The organism is Limnobacter sp. SAORIC-690 (assembly GCF_002954425.1).
GTDB classification, from domain to species: domain Bacteria; phylum Pseudomonadota; class Gammaproteobacteria; order Burkholderiales; family Burkholderiaceae_B; genus Limnobacter; species Limnobacter profundi.
In genome coordinates this window covers 1931347-1952682 of sequence record NZ_MQVZ01000001.1, presented here as the reverse complement: position 1 = coordinate 1952682, position 21336 = coordinate 1931347, and the positions used below count along the sequence as shown (strand labels likewise).

The following is a 21336-nucleotide window of genomic DNA, read 5'->3' as shown; positions in this document are numbered from 1 at the left end:
AGAGAAATAGTGCAGGAGCCACCATGAACCTGTCGGCACGCCTGTATGTGGTTGACGATGAAGCCCTACAAAGAGAGGCCATAAGTACCCTTTTGGCAGAGGAAGGGTATGAAGTCACGGGCTTCTCAAACGCCAAAGACGCACTGAATGCATTGCGGGAACAAGCCTGCGATCTGCTTCTGACCGACTTGCGTCTGCCTTGTCTCAGCGGTACCGAACTGATTCGGGAAGCACTGAAAATTTCTCCAGACCTGAGTGCAATTTTAATGACTGGCCACGGCAGCATGGAAACTGCGGTCGAGGCCATGCAGATGGGCGTGCTGGACTATATCCTCAAGCCCTTCAAATTCGCTGAAATTTCCCCGGTCATTCGGCGTGCGCTGGAGAATCGGCGCTTGCGGCGGCAAAACGCAACCCTGCTGGAAAAATTCACCACCGCGAACCAGCGTTTGACTGAATTGAATGCAGACCTTGATAGCTTTGCAGCCCGGGTTGCACACGACTTGAACTCGGTCATGCACTTGATCCAGGGGCATGCAACCGGATTGAGCAGCCGGTCCAGTGCCAACTTTACACAACAAGAGTGGCTGCACATTCAACGCATCAAGGAAAGCAGCGACCGGGGCAGCAAACTGGTCTCCGATCTGCTCGCTTTCGCGCGCCTTGGCGATTCCGAACTGAATTTCAACCCGGTCAATCTTGCCGATTTGGTGTCGCGTGCAAGAATACTGTCTGAGCTCGAAAGCGATGGGCCACGACCCAACTGGCGAGTAAAACCCCTGCCCGTAATTCAAGGCGATGAAGCCTTGCTTGAACAGGTTTTTCTTAACCTGTTTTCAAATGCATTGAAGTTCAGCAGCAAAAAAACCCATCCGGAAATTCAGGTTGACGTTTTTGAAGCGGATGAGAACGTAACAATCACCGTGACAGACAACGGAGTTGGTTTCGACCCGGAACTTGCCCCGAATTTATTCAAGCCTTTTCAACGCCTGCACAATCAGCACGACTATCAGGGTCACGGCATGGGCTTGGCCAATGTAAAAAAAATTATTGAGCGACACCGCGGTGTAATTCAAGCGCACAGCAACCCCGGTGAGGGTGCCGTGTTCACGATCTGTTTGCCACGCCGCGCAAGCAGCACTCCATCACCTTCTTCAGAGACGAACACCACAACCACAAGAACCCCCGATGAACTACTGGAACAACAGCATGCGCTGGAGGCACTGAAGTTCAACATGACGCTTCAACGCCTGGGTGGACAAATTGGCAAATTGGGTGGCTGGGCAATTGACATCATCAACAATGATGCGGTGTATTGGTCCGAAGAAATCTTTCAACTGCTTGATCACGATTCCGAGCAGATACCCACGCTTGAACAGGGCATGGGACTTTACGTAGGGCACTATAAACATGTAATTGCGCAGGCCATTGAAAACGCCAAAAACAAAGGCCTGCCATTCGACATTGTGGTTCAAATGAACACCTTCAAAAACCGGCGAATTTGGGCGCGAATCGCCGGTGAAGTCATGAAAGATGCGGACAACAAACCCGCCAGAATTCACGGCTGTATTCAAGACATCACTGAGCAGCGAAAAAAAGACGTGATGATGGAAAGGATCAATGGCGCCTTGCTGGCACAAAACCACATCAATCAACGGCTTTCTGCATTCGACAGCGCACAGGCCATGTACGAAGAAATTTGCGAAGCTGCACCCCGCTTGGCAAAAATCCCACTGGTGTGGGTGGTTGATTTCAAACGTGAAACACTCGAGTTTAAAGTTGCCGCAAAAGGCGGCCGAGACACAGACTTTGTCGCAACCATCATGTCCAGGCTCGCGATAAGACCCGACTCACCCCTGCTGCAAAAGTTACGTACTGGTCAGGTGTATGTGGTCGATGATTTGCGCAATGAACCCATGGCCAAACACTGGCTGGAGGAAGCACTTGCGCGCGGCTTTGAATCAATGGCGATTATTCCCCTGCACCTGAACGGGCGCTTGCACTCCGGCCTCGTGTACATGGGCGACGAAAGCTATTTCTTTAGTGATGAAATGGTTCACCTGCTCGACACCGTGTCCCGCAATCGGTCTATGGCGCTGGACAACCTGATCAATGGCATTGAAAAAGCCAAGACCATGGAAAGCCTGCGACTGTTGCAAACCTGTCTTGAGCGGCTAAATGACATGGTGCTGGTCACCGATGCAGAGCCCCTGGAATCAGGGGGAATGAAAATTCAGTACGTGAACAAGGCATTTCTCGAACGCACTGGCTACACCCGCGAAGAAATTTATGGGCAAACCCCAACTGCACTTGAAGGTGAGGAAACGCAGCCTGATGCAAAAACCAGAATTCGTGACGCACTGTCCCGCCAGGAAGCCGTGCGGGAAGAATTGATCACATACACAAAGGGTGGCGAGAAAATGTGGGTGGATGTCGAGATTGTTCCCATGATCGACTCACTGGGCAAATGCACCCACTGGATTGGTATTCAGCGTGACATCACCGAGCAAAAACTTCGACAGAATATTCTTGAGCAGAATATGAACGGGCTGGTTCAATCCAAACGCGAAAGTCAAGCGCAGCTGGCGCGCATGCAATTGCTCAATCAGATCACAAGGGCCATCAGTCACCGCCAAAGCCTGGATTCCATCTACAACGTGGTTGTGAATCATGTTGAAGAACGCCTGCCTTCTGACTTCAGCCTGATGGCCACCTACCACGGTACAAACAATACATTGACAGTTCGTTCTGTTGGTAAACGCAGCCAGGCTCTGGCCGACAAGCTAGGCCTTTTTGTAGGCGCTCAGGTCAAGGGTTATGGTGTCCACCTCGAGGTGGCACTTCAAGGCAAGCGTGTACACAACGCAAACATGGGCAGCACACGCGGGCCCATTGGCGCAGCAATGAACTCCTTGGGTGGCCTGTTTAGCCTGATTATCAACCCCTTGATGAAAGGCGATGAGGTGCTTGGAATTCTTGTGATTTCCCGCACGGAAATTGACGCATTCTCGAGTGAAGAAATCGAGTTCGTTGACCAGTTAAGCGAACATGTAGCGGTGGCATTGTCGCAGGTGGAATTGCTGAATGAACTTCAGGAAGCCTACCGGGAACTGCAATCGACACAAAACATGGTGCTGCAACAAGAAAGGCTTCACGCACTGGCGGGCATGGCCAGCGGTATTGCACACGACATCAACAATGCAATTTCTCCCGCAACACTCTATCTGGAATCGTTGCTGGACAACGAGAAAAACCTCAGCGAGAAAGGTTACAAACAACTGCGTATTGTTCAAACCGCGATAGATGATGTAAGCAACACTGTAGACCGCATGGGGCGCTTCGCCCGATCAAGAAATGAACTTGAACCAGCCAATATTTGCGATGCCAATGACATGTGCCTGGAAGCGATTGAACTGACAAGACCCCGCTGGGGCGACATGGCGCTTCGAAATGGTATCACCATCGGCATTGCACATGAGTTAAGCAACCCTTTGCCCAAACTGGCGATGTCGGAAACTGAGTTGCGCGAAATACTGACCAACCTCATTTTGAATGCAGTCGACGCCCTGCCCAAAGGCGGCAACATTCAAATGAAAACCGAATTCAGGGAAAAAGACGGTGAACAACAAGTAGTCATCCGCCTGCAAGACAATGGAATCGGGATGACCAAAGAACAGCAGGCACGTTGCTTTGAGCCATTTTTCACAACCAAAGGCGAACGCGGCACGGGCTTGGGTTTGTCCATGGTGTATGGCATTGTGCAACGTGCCAACGGCTTCATGGAAATACACAGTGAACCCAACAAAGGCACCATTGTGGATTTGTTTTTTCCAGTGCGCACAGCCAGCGAACCCGCCGTGTTTCAAACCACCAGCACAGAAAACGGTCCAGACACCACCGGCCCTTTCAATTTGCTGCTTGTTGACGACGACTCCAATGTATTGGCAGCCATGTCAGCCATTCTTGAAATGAGCGGACATCAAGTTCACGCAGCAGGCAGCGGCGCACTGGCAGCGCAGTTGTTCAATGAAGCAGCACGCAAAGGCAATGCATTCGACGCGGTCATCACCGATTTGGGCATGCCGGAAATGGACGGAAAAGAGCTGGCCGAGATGATCAAGTCGCTGAGCCCGACAACACCCGTGTTAATGCTGACTGGCTGGGGCAAACAGATGTCACTGAGTCAGGAAGAAGTACCCCAGGTGGACATGATCATGGCCAAACCACCCAAACCTGCTGAACTCGAGTTGGCCTTGAACAAGCTTTGCCGAAAGTAAGCGCGCGGTGTAAGCCCGGTGACAACATTTACCCCCTATACTGCTGGCACAACAACACGACACTGGAGACCACGAATGCGCCCCACGTTGCGCCATGTCAAACACGCCACACTGCTGGCCTGTGCGGCCCTGATTGCGGCCTGCAGCCCGCCCCCACCCGATTCCATGGACAAAATGGCCAACGGCAATATTGTGGAAATTCGTGGATTGAATACTGAGCAACTGACTTTTGTCACGCGCAATCGAATTGTGACCCTGTTCGCAACCGACGCTTACAACATCATGCGGGAAATGAAACGCCACTACCCGCAAGAGTTCAACAGCCACCCCATGCTGTCGGTACAAGCGGTGACGGAACTTCAGAACCAGAAAGGCGAAGTGTTTCAGAACCAGCCACTGTTCACTGTGCACTGGCGCAGACCCGATTTAAACCAGATGGATCTGGATTCCAAATTCAGCCTAGACACCGAAGAAATTCTTCTTTATGCCGATCGCGTAGAATCGCATAGCCTTGTAGGTGACCAGGTCTTGATTGAACATTGCACTGTCACGGGCAACGGTGACAAACGCAAACGCTTTTGCGACCAGGTGCTTGAAGGGTTGTTCAACAAGTAACACTTAATCCATGAAACTGCTGAGCACCATGGTCACTTTGCCCCCTTTCATGATGCTGGTGTCCAAAGGCTCATCGCGCTCCAGTTTCACCAGCCCCACACCGGGCGCATACCATTCACTGTGGTTAATCAGAATTTCCTGATAACCCGCACTGGCGTCGGCATAAAACACCATTTTGCCCATGCCGTCCACGCGCACACATTTCTGGAACACACCCGCAGGCGTTTCCACGGTGTCATCCAGCGATGCGATTTCATACACCATGTCAAATGGCTTGATACTGGCGTTCGCCTCAATGAAGGGTGGCATCCAGTGCGCTACATATGGGCTGGTGTCCATCGTCCAGGTGTAACCCACCCGCAGGTTTCGGCCTTTGGGCAGTATCAGACGTGGTGCTTTATCAGCCTGCGGCTTGGTTTGAACAATGACACGTTTCCCGACACGGTAAAAGCCGTCTTCCCGTTCCTGAACCAGGTAGTCCGTACCATCCGAGGTTCGACGCACCATGCCCTGGATTTCGTCTTCCTCAGTTTTAAAACTGGACGGCCCCATGCTGCGAATCATCAAGTCTTTTTTGTTCTTGCCGTCGGGCATCACAAAATCGAGTTTGTAGTGCCACTGCAAGCCTTCATCCAGCGGAAAGTATTCACCCCCACCCACTTTGGAACAGCCAGCCAGACCCAGCGCTAAAACGGCCACACTCAAAATTTTCAACATGGCTTACTTCTCCGGCAGCTGGGGATCGGGCAAATCCGTGAATTCCAGATCAATTTTCTTGTCTGCAATTCGCGTGTTGTCACGCGTGGCCTGTGGGTCGAACAATTCGCCACCCACTTCCCCTATTTGCAAATTGCCATTGCGCATCTGGCGCTGTGCAGCATCCAGCTTTACATGCAACTCTTTGTCGTACGGCAACACATAGGCGCGCGGTGTGTCTGAAGGCCTGTCATTGGCCAGGTCGCTGGCCCACACAAACAGGCGTCCCTTGATGCCTTCTGTTTTGTCGGGTTCTTCCACCACCACCGCGTAAAACAAAAACCGCTTGGGCAGATCAGCCTGACTGGGCCAACCCTGTGCATTTTGCCAGTTGATGTAACTGACCCAATAAAAGCCCACTGACACCACAATCAGAACCAGCTTGATTGTCCAGTTCATTCGGCCATACACCAGGGCCAACAGCAACAGCGCCGCCAGAAAAATATAGGCTATGCCCAAACCCACCAACACTTCATTCATTTTCCGTCTGCCTTCACCAAAGATTTTTCAAGTTGATTGATGTTGCTCACCGTGCCATTTGCATCAATCGTGAACCGAACCGCAGTGGCTTCATCGCCCTCTTGCTGCAGGTTGACTGTGGAGTAATGCAACACTTTCAATTTCGGGTTTACTTCTGCAACATAAACATTCACTGGCACTGGCAATTTGTTTTCGGTTTTGTAGTAGTGCAGGTTGACCACGTACTCCCCGGGAGGACGACCCCGAATGGTCAACACCTCCTGGTTCAGGGGGTTCACAAACACCTGCCCTTCAATCTCCTGCGTGTCGTTGGCCAGGCCGCGGTCGTCCCGGTCCAGGTGCAACAAGCCGTCTTGGGGGCGCATAAACCACACCTGCGCTCCAGCGGGTCCGGCGGCCCACACATCAATGTCGTTGGGGTCGTTGTCTGGCCAGCTTACCGTCACCAAAAACTCGGCCTTGGGATCAATAATTCCGCTTTTGGCAGGCGGGTTCAGCAGCAACAAGGCCATCAGAAACAGAAAAGTGAAAATCAACAAGGCGTTGAAAATCAGGTCGGTGAACGGGTCCAGCTCAAAGTCTGGCTTGTGATTGAAAAGCGGCATGCTGCTCAGCTCGCTTTCACGTTTCGGTGTGCATAGTCCACAGTGGCTGCTATCAGTTTGTCGGCGTGGCGATCCAGCATCAAAAACTGTACACCCAACAAAATGCTGCCAATCAAACCCACCAAGGTGGTGTTCATGGCCACACCCATGCCCTGGGTCATTTGCTGCATCAAAGTCTTGATGTCCGAAATATCAAGCTGCTCCAAACCTTCCAGGCTACTGAGCATCATGATGAAACCAACCACGGTACCCAACAAACCCAGCTTGATCATAAGCCCCGTGACAAACCAACCCACTTGGTGCGTACCGCGCGCGCGTTCCGCCATCACCTCAGCCATCAATTGACCTTCGCTAGGATGTGCCAGGGGATGAGTGAGGTAATCGTGACAAATGGATTGACCCAGTTTGAAGTCGGAGAAACCACCACGAATTTGCTCAAAATACTGGGTCTGCCTACTCAAATAAATGCTTCGCCAGCCTGCAAGGGCACTGCCCACAACAAATGCCAGCACGATCACCACACAAATACGGGTGTTGTCAGTCAGGATAATCCATTGAAAAAGGCCTTTGTGCCAAGTCATATACAGGCCAAAGCCAGTAAGGCTGATCAGCAACACCCACAGTAAAAACAGGGTGTGTGTTTTGTTGGTAGTCAATGCAAGTAGTCCCTGTGTTGTTATTTGCCTGTCCCAGTTTGCAACAGTTCAAAAGACTACTAGCAAGCTACATTCCAGCAGAGGCTCTAAAAAGCAAATGGCTCTGTTTGGCGGAAAATGCGTTGAATGTTCAACTGGTGTGTTTCAAGTGCTTTGGCATTCACGTTGGGGTCGGTTTGAACATAAACAATGTTTTTAAACTCACCAATTTGCGCACTAATCTGCTCAATCAGCTCCACCTCACTGACACCATCCTCAAGCCCATACAATACTGCTTGTTGAACACGCACAAAGTAGTTCAGGTTACGTTCTATCCAGTCGCGGCCCAAAACGCCAAATGAAGTCAATACTGTGTCATCTGCCGCCATTCGCGCCTTCAAGCGACCCAAAAAATTGATTCGCTCCACCACATTGCCATCGTACAAATCGGGAATGTCCCTGTTTTGAACAGCCGAGCCTACCCACCACAATTTCAGTTCCTGATTGCGCAACACCAACGCCTCTTCGGTTTCCAGATCGTTGTAGAAGCGAAATTTCCAGGGCACCCAATCGTTGTGCAGCAAACCCAGGTGACCTGTCTTGGTTCGTAAAATACGGCCCGGAACCAGGGACTCCGTGCCTTTTACAGAATCGCTTCCCATTCTTTCGGAAAAGTTGTCAATGCAGGTAGGGCAACGCTCGCGCATCAAATCAGCGGTGCGTTTGCCAGCCACAATACGGCTTGAAAAATTCTCGCCCGGAGCAAGTGTGCTGGCAAAAGCAGCCCGAAAACCGACATTGCCCAACACATGTTCAGGCTTGGGTTGCGTATTCAAAACCCACACCGGCTTGGTACCGAATTTGGAACGAATTGCAGCGGCCGCACTTTCGCCCACGGCGGCAGTTGCGCCGGAATCAATCACCATCAAGGCTTTGGGCGAATCAACCACCACAATCGACAGTGCAAAATCCTGCCCTTCTGCGGGCAGGCTTTGACCAGCACAAGTCCACTCATAGACGGTAGCACGGTGCTGCTGCCAGCAATCGCCTGACTGGGCCTGAGCCAGATGCGCCACTAGAGACAAAAAAACAGCAGGGACAAGATTTCGAACGTTCAAAGACATGTGAAAACAAAGCCTGAATCAACACAACCCCAAAAGGATAGCCGATTCAGGCCTTGCCTCAAAATGCTAGAACTTCAGACTGACCCCCATCCACGCATTTCGGGGGGTACCTGGCGCCAGAAAAGATTCATAAGTAATGTCACCTTCATCGTCCACCAAGGCACCGTTGCGATCAAAAATATTGCCGCCCAACAAAGCACCATTGAAATATTCACGGTCAAACAGATTGTTTAAACGTGCAATCAAGGTGAGGTTTTTATTCAAGGCATGGTTCACACCCAGATTGAACACGGCAAAACCAGGAATACGACCATTGTCCTTAAACTCAACTGGTCCATCGCCCGGAATATTCACGATACCCGCCTGGTGCTGGTTGTTTTCATTGCCACGCGCGTACTGCTCGCTTTGCGCCTGCATGTCAACAAACAGCGTGGTCGCATCGCTGGCCTTGTAACCCAATGATAATTTCACATTGTGTTCGGCCAGGCCGGGAATTTTGTTGCCCGGTTGCACTTGAATGAAACCACCTTCTACGGCCGGGTCACCGTTCAAATCCACCGCACTGCTGTTCCCTTCGCTGGCCAGTCGGGCTGCACTTTGAAACGTCGCATCCAGGTACTGGTAGCTGGCACCGAAATTCCACACGGGTGTTTCCCAGTCAAAATCCAGTTCAACACCCTGTCTGCGGGTTTTTCCGTAGTTCTGAAAAAAACCGCCAGAACCCGCACCATCGGTGACGAACAAAATGTCGTTTTTGTTATTGGCCTGAAATATATTGAAAGAGAAACCATACTGGTTGTTACCGCCAGCCCAACGGGTTCGATAGCCACCCTCGACCGTGGTGGTGATCACTTGCTCAAGAAACGGGTCGGCAGCCATTGCATTCGGTAACAAGCATGGAAATTCCGGGTCAGAACAAGCCAGTTCAACCGGTGTGGGCACCCGGTTGCTGGTGCCCGCACTGGCATACCAGGTGCTGCGCGCAGCCGTTTGATAGGCAATCCCCACAGACGGATTAAAACGTTGGTAGGTGTAATCGTTGTTCAAGCCCGGGCTGGCCTCGCCTTCCTCATTGATCAAAACCGGGCTTAAACGATCTGTGGTTTTCACCGAGGCGTGGTTGTAGCGGCCACCCAATAAAACCGTGGTTTTGTCATTCAAAGTCCACACGTCTTGGGCATACACGCCAAATTGGCGGTTGTTCGCCTCCACATTCACTTGCTCAATCGGTGCGTACAATTCACGCACCGTGCGGTCATTGTTGAACACACCTAAGGCATAGCTGCGCCTGAAATCCGATTTCCCGAATTCAAGCTGGGTGCCCAACAACACCTTGTGCGCACCGAATGGTGCCAAGGCATACTGCAAGCCCAATCCCACCACATCCTGATTCAACACACCTCGGTTGTTTGCTCCGGGGCAATCGGCACTGTCAGGTTCCATGGCAGCAGGGTCGTTTTCATCAAAAGTCACCGTTCCCGGCGCGTAAGCGGTAGAAGCCGGTGCGCTGCAAGTCACGTTATAAGTGCCCGGGCCCAGGTTGCCTTCCACTTCTGCACGGTCAGGTTCGAACTCAGCCACGCCGAAGCGGTAGTCTTCGTTCTCATTGCCATCGCCGTTGAATGTGGTGGATTTGGAGCTGCGGTAATAGGCGTTCGCTGTCAGTTCAGCTCCGCTTTGCAAGTAGCGCGTGAAGTCCACCGCAAACTGCCCACCGGTGTTTTGAGTGTTGTCAAAATAGGTGTACGACTGGGCACGATTCTGTTCGTAAAAACTGCGGGGCACTACGCCATTTCCGTTCAGGTCAGACTCATAAAGCGCCAAGCTGAAATTGGTCTGAGTGTCACCGGAAACAATGCCCATTTTGCCAAACAACTGAATGACAGAACTCGGTGACAGCACCCGCCACCCATCTTCGTTAAATGAATTAAAGTTCACATAAAAATCGCGTTGAGTGGGTTCATCGACCCAACCTTTCTGAATACCGAAACGGGTTCGCCCGAAATCGCCCAGTTCAGCATCCACTTGTGTGCCCTGAAAATCGCGGCCACTTTTGGTTTGCATCACAATGGCTCCGCCCAGCGAATTCAAACCGAATTGCGGCATGGTGCCCGGTAGCACAGCAACTTCTTTCAAAGCCGACTGGGGTATGGCATCAAACCGCACCACATCGCCAAAGGTTTCATTCTGGCGCACGCCGTCCACATACACCGACAAGCCGGGCGGTGTCCCCAACAGGGGTGTTACCGAAAAACCGCGATAGGTCACGTCAGACTGATACGGATTGCCCTGGTTGTCGGTCACCTGAACACCGCTGATGCCGCGAAACAGACTGCGGCTGATCGACTCCCTGCTCGAATTTTGCTCCAGAGAGTCTATTTTTTTAACACTGAAAGGTGCTTGATCAACAGATATCACAGCACCAGGCAGGGGCGTCGTAGAAATCACTTCGATTTCTTCCAGCTGCTGGGCGTACACCGGGACGAGGAATGATGAAACAGAAAGTGCAACAACACGGGTGCACCAATGCGAATGCTGACGCGCAAACATACACAGCCCTTTGATTTGGATTTGTAATTGTGAAGTCCCGCGATTGGCCTGCTCTGCGCGCCATGGAGATTGGCCAGGCAACCGCGCGACTTGTCTTGTCTATATTTCATAATATTGCCAGATTTCGACAGGGAAGTTTTCCCGAAAAGGATTTCACCTCTTCTATGCAAGCCGTTTCTGGTGCACATTGTGGCTATTCAAACAAACAATTCAACCCATGCGTTTAAGCGAGTTGCTGGTTAGACGATTGCTCACCTGGCTTGGCCTTTGGGCTGCATGCTGCGTGTTGGTCGTGTTCACCATGGGCCGGCTGGACGTGCAAACCGAGTATGCGGCCGCCTCTGAGTTGGTTGATGACTTGCACCGCGGGCTTTCGAATGCCGAACCCCTGGGCAATCTGGAACTACAACGCCTGCGCCAACAGCTTGCCGAACGAAAAGCCGAGCAGGAACGCCGGGAAACCCGACGAGAACTCTATTTAATCAGCACCATGTTGCTGCTGATGGCAGCGGGCAGCGGCGTGGTGGTGTGGTATTCCCTTCGGCCCGCCTTGAATAAACCTTTGCAGCAACTGGTTCAATGGCTGCGCGATTATGAAGAATCGGAGCGCGACCCAACAAGACCAGCTCCCACCTTGGAAAACACTGAAGAATTCAGGATCGAGGAGTTCAAACGAATTCACGACAGCGTTTCACAGCTGATTCAAACCCTGAACACCGAGCAAAAGAAAAGCCGCGCGCTGCTAAACCGTGTGGTGGACCTGCAAGAACGTGAACGCCAGACGATTGCACAGGATTTGCACGACTACTTTGGACAATCGCTGACTTCCATTTCGGTGAACTCTGCTTTTCTGGTGAAAAGTACACAGGCAAATACACAAGAGGCCGCAAAGGCCGTGCACGACCAGGCTCAGGAAATGATGGGCTGGCTGCGCAGTTCGCTGCGCGAACTGAAACCACACCTGTTGCTTGAAGTTTCACTTCGCGATGCGGCGCTGGACCTGCTGGACAACTGGGCCAAGCGCCATGCTGGTACGTTGACTTTGCCTGGGCACCCAACACCCCTGCCCTTCCGAAAGAGGCGCCCATTGCCGTTTATCGCACCTTGCAGGAAGCGCTTACCAATGCGGCCCGACATGCCAATACCAAAAAGTTGAAAGTATTGGCTGGTTTCGATGAGCAGGCCCACGAATTCATCTTGATTGTGGAAAACGATGGTGTTGCCTCGTCTGCTGCCGTCAATCCCTCTTTGGGCCTAACCGGTATTCGCGAAAGAATGGCCATCCTGCAAGGCCATGTGGTCTGGGCCATAGAAGAAGACCGGTTCATGCTGCGATGCCATATTCCGGTTGTGGAGGTAAATCATGCCCCTTGAATCCAGAATAATTCTGGTTGATGACCACGCGGCAGTTCGCGCGGGTTACAAACGCTTTATTGACTCTGAAACCGACCTGATCGTTGTCGGCGAGGCAGGCAATGCAGACCAGGCCTTCGCCTTGCTGAAAACGCATGCCTGCGATGCATTGGTACTGGACATCAGCATGCCGGGGCAAAGCGGGCTGGAACTGATTAAACGGGTGCGTTTGAAATGGCCCAAACTGGCTTTGGTGGTGCTTTCCATGCACGACAGCCCGGTTGTGGCCGCCAAGGCACTGGAACAGGGTGCGCGGGCCTACGTGACCAAGTCCAGCGAACCCGAAGAGTTGATTCAAGGCATTCGAATGGCACTGGGCGAACAAACATTTGTATCCGGTGACGTTCAAAGCCAAGGCATGTTCAACAGCACCGGGCCACAGCACGCCCAGAAGAACCTGCAACAGCACACCCATGCAACGCAAGAACCGGCGACCACACTGACCTGCGGATTGACCCCCAGAGAAGTGGATGTGGTAAGGCTGCTGGTCGAAGGGTACACCATTGAACAGGTGGGAGTCAGCTTGGGAATCAGCGGCAAAACCGTGAGCAACAACCTGTCACAAATTCGTCAAAAGCTGGGTGTACAAACAGACTTCGAATTGGCTTTCTGGGCCTGGAGCCAGGGTTTTGGAAGAAAACCACCCGGTTTTGGCAAGTAAAGATACTCACGTTTTCCTCATTCGTATTTTCCCGTATTTTGCCTAAAAATCGGCTGCTTTGCCTTGCAACCTGTTGCGTTCTCGGGGATATTCAACCCACAACCAAAATACGACAACACTTTCTCAGGAGGAATTACGCATGATGCTACGCAAAGCAAAAACGGCCATTCTGGCAGCGGCCATTACAGGCTTGGCACTCGCTGCCACACCCGCCAAAGCCGAATTCATCAACATTCTGACCGGCGGTACGTCTGGTATTTACTACCCGATCGGCGTTGCCTTGTCCAAAGTGTATGGCGACAACATCAAAGGTGCACGCACCCAGGTTCAAGCCACCAAAGCATCTGTTGAAAACCTGAACCTGCTGCAACAAGGTCGCGGTGAACTGGGTATTTCGTTGGGCGACTCCGTAAAGCTGGCCTGGGAAGGCGATGCAGATGCAGGCTTCAAAGCCCCCCTGAACAAACTGCGTGGCATTGCTGCCATTTACCCCAACTACGTACAAATTGTGGCATCCAAATCGTCTGGCATTACTTCTCTGGACCAACTAAAGGGCAAAGGTCTGTCAGTGGGTGCCGCCAAATCGGGCACTGAATTGAATGCCCGTGCCATTTTGGGTGCTGCTGGCATGAGCTACAAAGACCTCGGCAAAACCGAGTATCTGCCCTATGCAGAATCAGTTGAACTGATGAAAAACCGTCAACTGGACGCCACTTTGCAATCGGCAGGCTTGGGGGTAGCCTCACTGAAAGACTTGTCTGCCTCTATGGAAGTGAGCATGGTTGCTGTGCCTCCCGAGGTGGTTAAAAAGCTGGGCGCGCCTTACGTACCCGGCACCATTCCGGCAGGCACTTATCAGGGTCAAACCAAAGACGTTCCTACTGCGGCGATCGTGAACTTCCTGATTACGCACTCCGAAGTGTCTGACGAAACTGCCTATCAAATGACCAAACTTCTGTGGGAAAACCTGGCTGCTCTGCGCTCTGCCCACAAAGCGGCTGAAGCCATCAAGTTTGAAAATGCCTTGCAAGGCATGCCAGTACCACTGCACCCCGGTGCAGAAAAGTTTTACCGCGAAAAAGGTTTGATCAAGTAAGCAGGCAAACCTGCGAAGCAATTAGCAAGTAGCACCTGCCACACCCCGCCGGGGTGTGGCTTTCAACCTCAGTTACCTTGTGGGCCCGTTCAGGCTTTTCGTCTATGTCCAATACTCCCGATTCAGCCGTAGCCACAGAAGCCAACTCTGGCTTTCACGACCCAACATCCGCCGGGTTCACGCGTTCATTTGAGGGCCGCCTGCTCTTCTGGATTGCTGTTTTATTCTCGACATTTCAGATTGCAACAGCTGCACACTTGTTTGATTTACCCAGTCAGGTTCAACGGGCGTGCCACGTGGGCTTTTTACTGCTGCTCACCTTCCCGCTTATCGCCATGAAGAAGCATGCCGCATTGAAGGCGATTGCCTGGGTGCTGGCCTTGGCCGCGCTCGGAGTAGCGGGCTACCAATGGGTAGAATACGAACCCTTGCTAATTCGCGCTGGCGACCCCACCGAATTGGACATTTACCTGGGTGTGATCGCCATTGCCACTGTGTTTGTGGCCACCTGGCTTTTAATGGGCCCTGCCCTGCCGATTATTTGCGGCACATTTTTCGCCTATTGCCTGTTCGGCCAATACCTGCCGGCGCCATTTGACCACCGGGGATACGACTTCCACCAAGTGATCGAACACATGGCCTACGGCACAGAGGGTATTTATGGCATCCCGACCTATGTGTCGGCATCGTATATTTTCCTGTTCATTTTGTTCGGTGCATTTCTCGAAAAAGCTGGCATGATCAAGCTGTTCACCGACTTCGCGCTGGGCCTGGTGGGCCACGCACAGGGCGGTGCTGCCAAAGTGGCTGTGGTGTCCTCGGCACTCATGGGTACCATTTCAGGTTCAGGCGTGGCCAACGTGGTTACAACTGGTCAATTCACAATTCCCTTGATGAAAAAATTCGGCTACCGAGCCGCTTTCGCTGGCGGGGTTGAATCCACCGCCTCCATGGGTGGTCAGTTGATGCCACCGGTCATGGGCGCAGTGGCTTTCATCATGGCCGAAACGCTGGGTGTGGCGTATTCCGAAATTGTGAAGGCAGCGATCATTCCGGCCATTCTGTATTTCTTTGGTGCCTTCTGGATGGTGCACCTGGAAGCCGGCAAACATGGCTTGAAAGGCTTGGATAAAAAAGACTTGCCTTCCCCTTTAAAAGCCGTGAAAGAACAGTGGTACCTCGTCATTCCCCTGGTGGCACTGGTGTGGTTGTTGGTGGGTGGCTACACGCCCTTGTTTGCCGGTACTGTAGGCCTTGCCTTTACCGTGGTACTTATTCTCGGCGCATCCATCGCAATTGGCTTGCCAAACACCGTAATTCGGGTGTTGTTCTGGATTGGATTGGGTGTGGTGTGTGCTGCTTTCCTGCAATTCGGCATTTGGGTAATCGCGGGGGCAATCATTGCGTTGATCGCTGTGAACGCTCTGAAAAAAGGTGGTCGGGAAACCCTGGCTGCTTGCCGTGATTCACTGGCCGATGGTGCAAAATCGGCTCTGCCTGTGGGTGTGGCATGCGCCATGGTGGGTATTATCATCGGCACCATGACACTGACTGGTGCAGCCAATACATTCGGTCAGTTTGTGGTCAGCGTAGGCGAGAACAGCCTGTTCCTCTCGCTGATACTGACCATGATCACCTGCATCGTGTTGGGCATGGGCATTCCGACCATTCCCAATTACATCATTACCTCCAGCATTGCAGGCCCAGCGCTTGAACAGCTGGGTGTACCTTTGATTGTCAGCCACATGTTCGTGTTCTATTTCGGCATTCTGGCCGACCTGACCCCCCCTGTGGCATTGGCCTGTTTTGCAGCCGCACCGATCGCCAAAGAGCGCGGACTGACCATTTCCATGGAGGCGGTGAAAATTGCTGCAGCAGGTTTTGTCATTCCTTTTATGGCGGTTTACACCCCCTCATTGATGCTTCAGGATGGTGGCCCTCTTGCAAGTGAAATTGGCTATATTCCTGCTGTTATCTACATCGTGATTAAAACAGTGCTGGCGATCAGCCTGTGGGGCGCGGCAGTCATTGGTTATTTGGGCGCGAAGTTACCAGTGTGGATGCGAGTGCTGGCGATGGTTGCATCGTTCACGCTTATTGCAGCCTTGCCCATCACCGATGAAATCGGCTTTGCCCTGTCTGTGGTGTTTGGCTACCTGGCTTGGCGCAACGTGCGCGCAGTGAAAGGCAAGCTGCAGCCTGCATGAGCCTGTGTGTATTCATCGCCGGGAAATCAGCGGCCTGCCTTGCAGGTTTGCTGTTTTCCCTGAGCTGGACTCACTCGGTGGAAAAAACCGAGTGGGTTGAACACTGGCAGCTGAAAGATGAACAACTGGTATTGAAAGAAACATTTGTCAAAGGCAGTGGTGCAGGAATCGACCGGCACCCAATGCAGTGCTTGAGAACGGCTGGTATCGCTGGGCACCTGAATCGCCGTTGACTGTACCTGCCATCTCACTGGCCAATTCAGAATTGACGCCCGACAACTGGAGGCTTTGCGCGCTGGATTCGGTGACTCGCGAAACAAGCAAGTGCATTGATTTTGCGAAGTTCGAAGATCGAGGCGTTGAGTTGTTCACCATCCAAGCGAGCAGATAGCCGATTGTTTAGTGTGCGGTGTGGCCAGGTGAGGCTTGGGTGCAGAACCGGCTAGCCGGCTTTGCAAGGCTTCCCGGCGGCTTCGCAGCGCGGGGCGACCTGAAAGGTCGATGCGAAGACGCTTAAGCGTTTCGCATGCCCCAAGCCAGAAGCATCAAGCCGGAATCAGAAGCATTGCTTAGGCCAATCGGTACTGCACCCAAGCATCACCAAGTACCAAGTACCAGCCTCTCCCGTCAGCCTCCACCCCGCAGTGTATGCATCTGAAACTGCTTCGAGAAATGCGCCCTCGCATCGGCAGGCACACCATCAGAAAACGCCAGTGTTACTTCCATGCGTTTTAAACGCACCAAAGCAATCACGCGGTCTGGCATTTCTTTCCAGGCAATGCGCGCAGTACCACCCTGCACTTCAAAATCCGCATAGTCCGCCTGCTCTGAAATCATCGGAAAAAGTTCAGCAATCATGTGTACCCAGCGACGCAACTCGCGCTCGGTGCACGACATATCCAGCGCTTTGTCGGTGTTGAAAATGGCCATGCGAAACTAACCGCCCGCAATGGGAGGCCAAATGGCCAACACATCGTCGGGTGTTAATACTTTGCTGGCTCGATCGGCTGGATCCACATACACACCATTCACAAGTACCAAGTGTGTAAGCTTCTCCGGAAGATGAAACTGGTCAATGATTTGTTGCACGGTGCTGCCCTCTTTTATCTGCAAGCGAACCGCGTTGTCCACGCGGTTCGTTGGCAAATAGTCGGTCAGTGTTGCAAAGAGCTTGAGGGTAATTTCCATGTACTTTGTGACTGAGCGCAAGCCAGATAGGCTTCCATTAATCGGGTTGGATCTTCGAGCAAATGGTCTTTCCATTCGCCCAAGTGGATTTTGCCCTGAATCAGACCCCGCATGACGCCAACATGGTTCGTTAGCCCCAAACTGGTTGCACCAATCAGTACATCGCCAAGAAATTCCAAACGCATGTAGGAAAATTCGTCCTTGTTTTGCAACTCGACGCTTTGCCCACCCTCTGCACCCCACCACTGCCCAAACGAGGCAGCGATCAAACCCAAAGTATCCAGCACGTTCATCGCCAAACTGCCTTGTGTTTGTGTGCCCTGCCCCATCATGTTTTGGGCGGCAATGCGTGCATCATCAGCCGCAGCCGGTTGAATCATGTTCACGGTTTTCTCACCGGTTGAGAAATCGCGAACCTGTGCTACATCGCCAGCGGCGTACACATCGGCAATATTGGTTTGCATGTGATCGTCCACCAGCAAGCCCTGATCCACCTGCAAGCCACTGCCTTCTAGAAAGTCAAGGTTGGGTTTCACACCAGTGGCAGAAATCACCAGGTCCACTTCCAGCACTTCACCGTTTGAAAGTTTTGCACGCAAAGGTGCACCGTCTTTCGCAGCCACTGCCGTGCCGAAACCAATCGCAGAGCCAATTTTCTCAATCAGACTTTGCTGTTGAGCCTGGCTACCCACTTCAATGGCTTCAACTTTCGTTGAACAATGCACATTCACGCCTTTCTTGATACACCAGTCGCGAATCATGGAACCCGCACCTTCAGTCATCATGCGGGGCACCATGCGATTGCCCATTTCAACCACAGTCAACTTCACGCCGCGCAAGGCCAGTGCTTCCATGATAATGCAGCCGATAAAACCCGCACCCATTTGCAACACGCGCGAGCCGGGCTTGGCCAGCTCGATAATTTGCCGTGCATTTTCCAGTGTCCAACAAGGGTGTACGCCTGGTAAATTCACACCGGGAATGGGGGGTGAAATTGGCCGCGCACCAGTGGCAATCAGCAGCTTGTCGTATTCAAGCACATCGCCATTGTCCAGGTGAACTTTCTTGCCTGCCGTGTCCAGCCTGGTGGCGCGTGCGCGAATTTCTTGAATATTCTGCTTCTTGAAATGGTCGGGGTCTTTGCGAAGGTAAGTGCCCTTTTCACCCACCTTGCCAATCAGCAGGTATGGAATAGCCATGCGGGAGTATGGGGGTTCCGGTTCGGCACCCACCATCACGATTGAATCGCGTGGCCGCTGCTTGCGAATTTGCTCGGCAGCGACCACCCCCGCAGGCCCGTTACCCAAGATAACGTGCCGTGTTGGAGTGGTTACAGTCATAGCCCCAAGCGCTCCAGTGTTGCTGAAGTTGGGCGACCCTCGGTGTCCCAGCCACGCAGCTCGAAGTACTCAGGCAGCATTTTGTCGATGCCGTTGACCAGGCCTTTGGCAGGACCCACTTTCGCTGCGTCTTTCTTCAAACGTGCAGGCAGGTCGTCGTCAGCCTTGGTGAAACCGGCTTCCAGGTTGAACTGGCGTTCCATGTTCCAGATACGTTCACCCATGGTTTCCAGATTCGTCATGTCGAACTCATCGCCACAGGCAGCAGCAACCTGTGGTTGCACATCAGCCAGCGTCCAGGCAAAGCTGGTGAACACGCAAATACCGGCTGAGTCGAACACGGCTGTTGCATCCTGGAATGCTTTCACCAAAGCTGGCTTTCCATCGGTCACCAAGGGGTCGGTTTTCACCGGAATACCCAGCACTTCCGATGCCACGGTGTAACCACGCAAGTGGCAGGCACCGCGGTTGGAAGTGGCATACGCCAAACCCATACCCTGAATACCGCGAGAGTCGTAGGCCGGGAATTCCTGACCCTTTACGCTCATCGACAATTCGGGGTGGCCATACTTGGCCGTCAAGCGCTTGGAGCCCTGGCCAATTTCAATGCCAAAACCTTCGCCATTGCAGGTGTCTTCACTGAGCTTCACCAATGCTTGCGCGGAACCAAATGGCGCCTTGCAGCCCAGTTGTGCTTCAGTCAACACGCCCATTTCATACAATTCCATCACGGCTGAAACAGTGGCGCCCAAAGAAATCGGATCAATGCCATGCTCGTTGCACAGGAAGTTCACATACGTGAGTGCTTCCAGATCGTTCACACCGTTCGATGAACCCAAAGCCCAGGCTGCTTCGTATTCCAAACCGCCAGATGCACCATGGTACTGCGGCTTGTTTTCTACGGTGAAGTGGGTTTCGTCAATTTTGGAAATGCGTCCGCAAGCAATGGTGCAACCAAAACAGGCCTGGTTGGTGACCAGGTTGGCCTTGCCATCTGTTTTGCGGGGCTCGTGCATTTTCTCGCCAGAAATGTCTTTGGCGCCATCAAAAATAACATCGCGGTGATTGTTGGTGGGCATGGCACCCATCTCGTTGATCACGTTCATCAAGACCTGCGTGCCATAGGTGGGCAGGCCAGTACCGGTCACGGCGTTCTCGGCGAGAATTTTTTTCTTCTCGTAAGTCACCTTCATGAACTCCTTGGGGTTGGAAATATTGCCAACGCCCTTGGTGCCACGCACTGCGATTGCTTTCACGTTCTTGGAACCCATCACAGCGCCAACGCCTGAACGGCCAGCCGCGCGGTGCAAGTCGTTCACAATGGCTGCATACAGCACCTGGTTCTCACCGGCCTTGCCGATTGAGCACACGCGCATCAGCGGGTCCTGGTGCTTGGTTTTAATGGCAGGCTCGGTGTCCCACACGCTCTTGCCCCACAGATCAGAAGCATCCATCAGTTTTGCACTTTCGTTTTCGATCAGCAGGTACACAGGCTTGGGCGATTTGCCCTCCATGATTACCATGTCCCAACCAGCACTCTTCAATTCATTGCCAAAATAGCCACCTGAATTTGAGCAGGCAATTGCGCCAGTCAGCGGGCCCTTGGTGATCACTGAATAGCGGCCGCCAGTGGAGGCCATGGTGCCTGTCAGCGGGCCTGTTGCATAAATAATCTTGTTTTCGGGCGAAAGTGGATCCACTTTCGCATTCACTTCTTCCACAAAGTACTTGGTGGCCAAACCACGCTGGCCAAGGTAGCTTTTCGCCCAATCCATTCTCAAGTCTTCGCTGGTGCAGGTGCCTGCTGTCAGGTTCACGCGCAGTACTTTACCGGTCCATGCCATTTGTATTACTCCCTTCTCTCTGTTCTATTCAATGGTCAACGAGTTACGCGTGAGCCTGGTTGCTCAGCTTCTCGGCCCACTGCTTCATTTTGTCCAAACCAGTCCAGTTGGAATCCACAAAAGTGATTGCGCCGGTTGGGCAGGCAGTTGCACAGGCGGGGTCGCCGCCGCACAGGTCGCACTTTTGAACCTTGCCGGTTTCCTGAACATAGTTCACCGTGCCAAACGGGCAGGCGATTGTGCACACTTTGCAACCCACGCAGGTGTCTTCTGACACCACTTTCACGCCATTGGTTTTGTCCATGGTGATGGCTTCAACCGGGCAGGCATGCAAACACCAAGCCTCATCGCACTGGGTGCAGGTGTAAGGCACTTTCTTGCCGGTGTGATGGAAGTCGAATACCTTGATTCGTGACAGTGAGGTGTTGAACACCTGATAATTCTCATAGCTACACGCCATTTCACACTGAAGGCAGCCCGTGCATTTGTCAGGCGTGATGTGAAGAGATTTTTGCATCCCGTTGTTCCTCGCTTCTTTGGTTATT

19 protein-coding genes are annotated in these 21336 nt (G+C 52.6%); 8 read left to right on the top strand and 11 right to left on the bottom strand.

The window, feature by feature from the left end; genetic code table 11:
- Positions 1 to 23 precede the first annotated feature (23 nt).
- On the top strand, positions 24 to 4277 hold the full coding sequence (locus tag BSZ31_RS09325; RefSeq protein WP_105028521.1) for an ATP-binding protein: 4254 nt from the start codon (positions 24 to 26) through the stop codon (positions 4275 to 4277).
- A gap of 75 nt (positions 4278 to 4352) precedes the next feature.
- The gene (locus BSZ31_RS09320) at positions 4353 to 4892 is read left to right on the top strand and encodes a hypothetical protein (protein ID WP_105028520.1); all 540 of its coding nucleotides are present in this window, start codon (positions 4353 to 4355) and stop codon (positions 4890 to 4892) included.
- Positions 4893 to 4895: 3 nt separating this feature from the next.
- Here BSZ31_RS09320 and BSZ31_RS09315 read toward each other — a convergent pair whose 3' ends face one another.
- The 6 genes from BSZ31_RS09315 to BSZ31_RS09290 form a co-directional block, all read right to left on the bottom strand.
- A complete protein-coding gene (locus tag BSZ31_RS09315; RefSeq protein WP_105028519.1) occupies positions 4896 to 5609 on the bottom strand; it encodes a hypothetical protein in 714 nt (237 codons plus the stop codon).
- A 3-nt stretch (positions 5610 to 5612) separates the two neighbouring features.
- Positions 5613 to 6128, bottom strand: a complete 516-nt coding sequence (locus BSZ31_RS09310) for a hypothetical protein (RefSeq protein WP_105028518.1) — start codon at positions 6126 to 6128, stop codon at positions 5613 to 5615.
- A complete protein-coding gene (locus BSZ31_RS09305; protein WP_105028517.1) occupies positions 6125 to 6733 on the bottom strand; it encodes a hypothetical protein in 609 nt (202 codons plus the stop codon). The genes BSZ31_RS09310 and BSZ31_RS09305 overlap by 4 nt, the downstream gene beginning before the upstream one ends.
- Positions 6734 to 6738: 5 nt before the next feature.
- Positions 6739 to 7389: a MotA/TolQ/ExbB proton channel family protein gene (locus tag BSZ31_RS09300; protein ID WP_105028516.1), complete on the bottom strand. Its 651-nt coding sequence runs from the start codon at positions 7387 to 7389 to the stop codon at positions 6739 to 6741.
- 86 nt (positions 7390 to 7475) lie between these two features.
- Positions 7476 to 8492: a hypothetical protein gene (locus BSZ31_RS09295; protein WP_105028515.1), complete on the bottom strand. Its 1017-nt coding sequence runs from the start codon at positions 8490 to 8492 to the stop codon at positions 7476 to 7478.
- Between the two features lie 66 nt (positions 8493 to 8558).
- The gene (locus tag BSZ31_RS09290) at positions 8559 to 11042 is read right to left on the bottom strand and encodes a TonB-dependent receptor (protein ID WP_105028514.1); all 2484 of its coding nucleotides are present in this window, start codon (positions 11040 to 11042) and stop codon (positions 8559 to 8561) included.
- A 187-nt stretch (positions 11043 to 11229) separates the two neighbouring features.
- On the opposite strand from BSZ31_RS09290, the gene BSZ31_RS09285 reads away from it, so the two are divergent.
- From BSZ31_RS09285 to BSZ31_RS09260, 6 genes are all read left to right on the top strand, one after another.
- Positions 11230 to 12198: a sensor histidine kinase gene (locus BSZ31_RS09285; protein WP_105028513.1), complete on the top strand. Its 969-nt coding sequence runs from the start codon at positions 11230 to 11232 to the stop codon at positions 12196 to 12198.
- Positions 12147 to 12416: a hypothetical protein gene (locus BSZ31_RS09280; RefSeq protein ID WP_146106654.1), complete on the top strand. Its 270-nt coding sequence runs from the start codon at positions 12147 to 12149 to the stop codon at positions 12414 to 12416. The genes BSZ31_RS09285 and BSZ31_RS09280 overlap by 52 nt, the downstream gene beginning before the upstream one ends.
- Positions 12406 to 13116 carry a response regulator transcription factor gene (locus BSZ31_RS09275; protein WP_105028511.1) on the top strand — a complete coding sequence of 237 codons (711 nt, stop codon included), beginning with the start codon at positions 12406 to 12408 and terminating at the stop codon, positions 13114 to 13116. The genes BSZ31_RS09280 and BSZ31_RS09275 overlap by 11 nt, the downstream gene beginning before the upstream one ends.
- Positions 13117 to 13255: 139 nt before the next feature.
- Positions 13256 to 14212, top strand: coding sequence for a TAXI family TRAP transporter solute-binding subunit (locus BSZ31_RS09270; protein WP_105028510.1), 957 nt, complete (start codon positions 13256 to 13258; stop codon positions 14210 to 14212).
- 104 nt (positions 14213 to 14316) lie between these two features.
- Positions 14317 to 16419 carry a TRAP transporter permease gene (locus BSZ31_RS09265; protein WP_105028509.1) on the top strand — a complete coding sequence of 701 codons (2103 nt, stop codon included), beginning with the start codon at positions 14317 to 14319 and terminating at the stop codon, positions 16417 to 16419.
- Entirely contained in the window at positions 16416 to 16652 is a 237-nt protein-coding gene (locus tag BSZ31_RS09260) for a DUF1850 domain-containing protein (RefSeq protein WP_105028508.1), read from the top strand. Before BSZ31_RS09265 ends, BSZ31_RS09260 begins: the two co-directional genes overlap by 4 nt.
- A 394-nt stretch (positions 16653 to 17046) precedes the next feature.
- Here BSZ31_RS09260 and BSZ31_RS09255 read toward each other — a convergent pair whose 3' ends face one another.
- The 5 genes from BSZ31_RS09255 to BSZ31_RS09235 are packed head-to-tail and all read right to left on the bottom strand — an operon-like array spanning position 17047 to position 21308.
- A complete protein-coding gene (locus BSZ31_RS09255; protein WP_105028507.1) occupies positions 17047 to 17349 on the bottom strand; it encodes a hypothetical protein in 303 nt (100 codons plus the stop codon).
- 6 nt (positions 17350 to 17355) lie between these two features.
- Positions 17356 to 17607, bottom strand: a complete 252-nt coding sequence (locus BSZ31_RS09250) for a MoaD/ThiS family protein (RefSeq protein ID WP_105028506.1) — start codon at positions 17605 to 17607, stop codon at positions 17356 to 17358.
- A complete protein-coding gene (locus BSZ31_RS09245) occupies positions 17574 to 18947 on the bottom strand; it encodes an NAD(P)/FAD-dependent oxidoreductase (protein WP_105028505.1) in 1374 nt (457 codons plus the stop codon). The genes BSZ31_RS09250 and BSZ31_RS09245 overlap by 34 nt, the downstream gene beginning before the upstream one ends.
- Complete coding sequence (locus BSZ31_RS09240; protein ID WP_105028504.1) at positions 18944 to 20791, bottom strand: aldehyde ferredoxin oxidoreductase family protein; 1848 nt, start codon at positions 20789 to 20791, stop codon at positions 18944 to 18946. Before BSZ31_RS09240 ends, BSZ31_RS09245 begins: the two co-directional genes overlap by 4 nt.
- Before the next feature lie 43 nt (positions 20792 to 20834).
- Positions 20835 to 21308, bottom strand: coding sequence for a 4Fe-4S dicluster domain-containing protein (locus tag BSZ31_RS09235; RefSeq protein ID WP_008251418.1), 474 nt, complete (start codon positions 21306 to 21308; stop codon positions 20835 to 20837).
- Between the last annotated feature and the right edge of the window lie 28 nt (positions 21309 to 21336).

Coding starts and splice junctions, on each gene's coding strand:
- BSZ31_RS09240 (WP_105028504.1), bottom strand. CDS start 20,791: ATGGCATGGACCGGTAAAGTACTGCGCGTGAACCTGACAGCAGGCACC.
- BSZ31_RS09305 (WP_105028517.1), bottom strand. CDS start 6,733: ATGCCGCTTTTCAATCACAAGCCAGACTTTGAGCTGGACCCGTTCACC.
- BSZ31_RS09275 (WP_105028511.1), top strand. CDS start 12,406: ATGCCCCTTGAATCCAGAATAATTCTGGTTGATGACCACGCGGCAGTT.
- BSZ31_RS09295 (WP_105028515.1), bottom strand. CDS start 8,492: ATGTCTTTGAACGTTCGAAATCTTGTCCCTGCTGTTTTTTTGTCTCTA.
- BSZ31_RS09255 (WP_105028507.1), bottom strand. CDS start 17,349: ATGGCCATTTTCAACACCGACAAAGCGCTGGATATGTCGTGCACCGAG.
- BSZ31_RS09260 (WP_105028508.1), top strand. CDS start 16,416: ATGAGCCTGTGTGTATTCATCGCCGGGAAATCAGCGGCCTGCCTTGCA.
- BSZ31_RS09325 (WP_105028521.1), top strand. CDS start 24: ATGAACCTGTCGGCACGCCTGTATGTGGTTGACGATGAAGCCCTACAA.
- BSZ31_RS09270 (WP_105028510.1), top strand. CDS start 13,256: ATGATGCTACGCAAAGCAAAAACGGCCATTCTGGCAGCGGCCATTACA.
- BSZ31_RS09290 (WP_105028514.1), bottom strand. CDS start 11,042: ATGTTTGCGCGTCAGCATTCGCATTGGTGCACCCGTGTTGTTGCACTT.
- BSZ31_RS09315 (WP_105028519.1), bottom strand. CDS start 5,609: ATGTTGAAAATTTTGAGTGTGGCCGTTTTAGCGCTGGGTCTGGCTGGC.
- BSZ31_RS09235 (WP_008251418.1), bottom strand. CDS start 21,308: ATGCAAAAATCTCTTCACATCACGCCTGACAAATGCACGGGCTGCCTT.
- BSZ31_RS09310 (WP_105028518.1), bottom strand. CDS start 6,128: ATGAATGAAGTGTTGGTGGGTTTGGGCATAGCCTATATTTTTCTGGCG.
- BSZ31_RS09250 (WP_105028506.1), bottom strand. CDS start 17,607: ATGGAAATTACCCTCAAGCTCTTTGCAACACTGACCGACTATTTGCCA.
- BSZ31_RS09265 (WP_105028509.1), top strand. CDS start 14,317: ATGTCCAATACTCCCGATTCAGCCGTAGCCACAGAAGCCAACTCTGGC.
- BSZ31_RS09245 (WP_105028505.1), bottom strand. CDS start 18,947: ATGACTGTAACCACTCCAACACGGCACGTTATCTTGGGTAACGGGCCT.
- BSZ31_RS09320 (WP_105028520.1), top strand. CDS start 4,353: ATGCGCCCCACGTTGCGCCATGTCAAACACGCCACACTGCTGGCCTGT.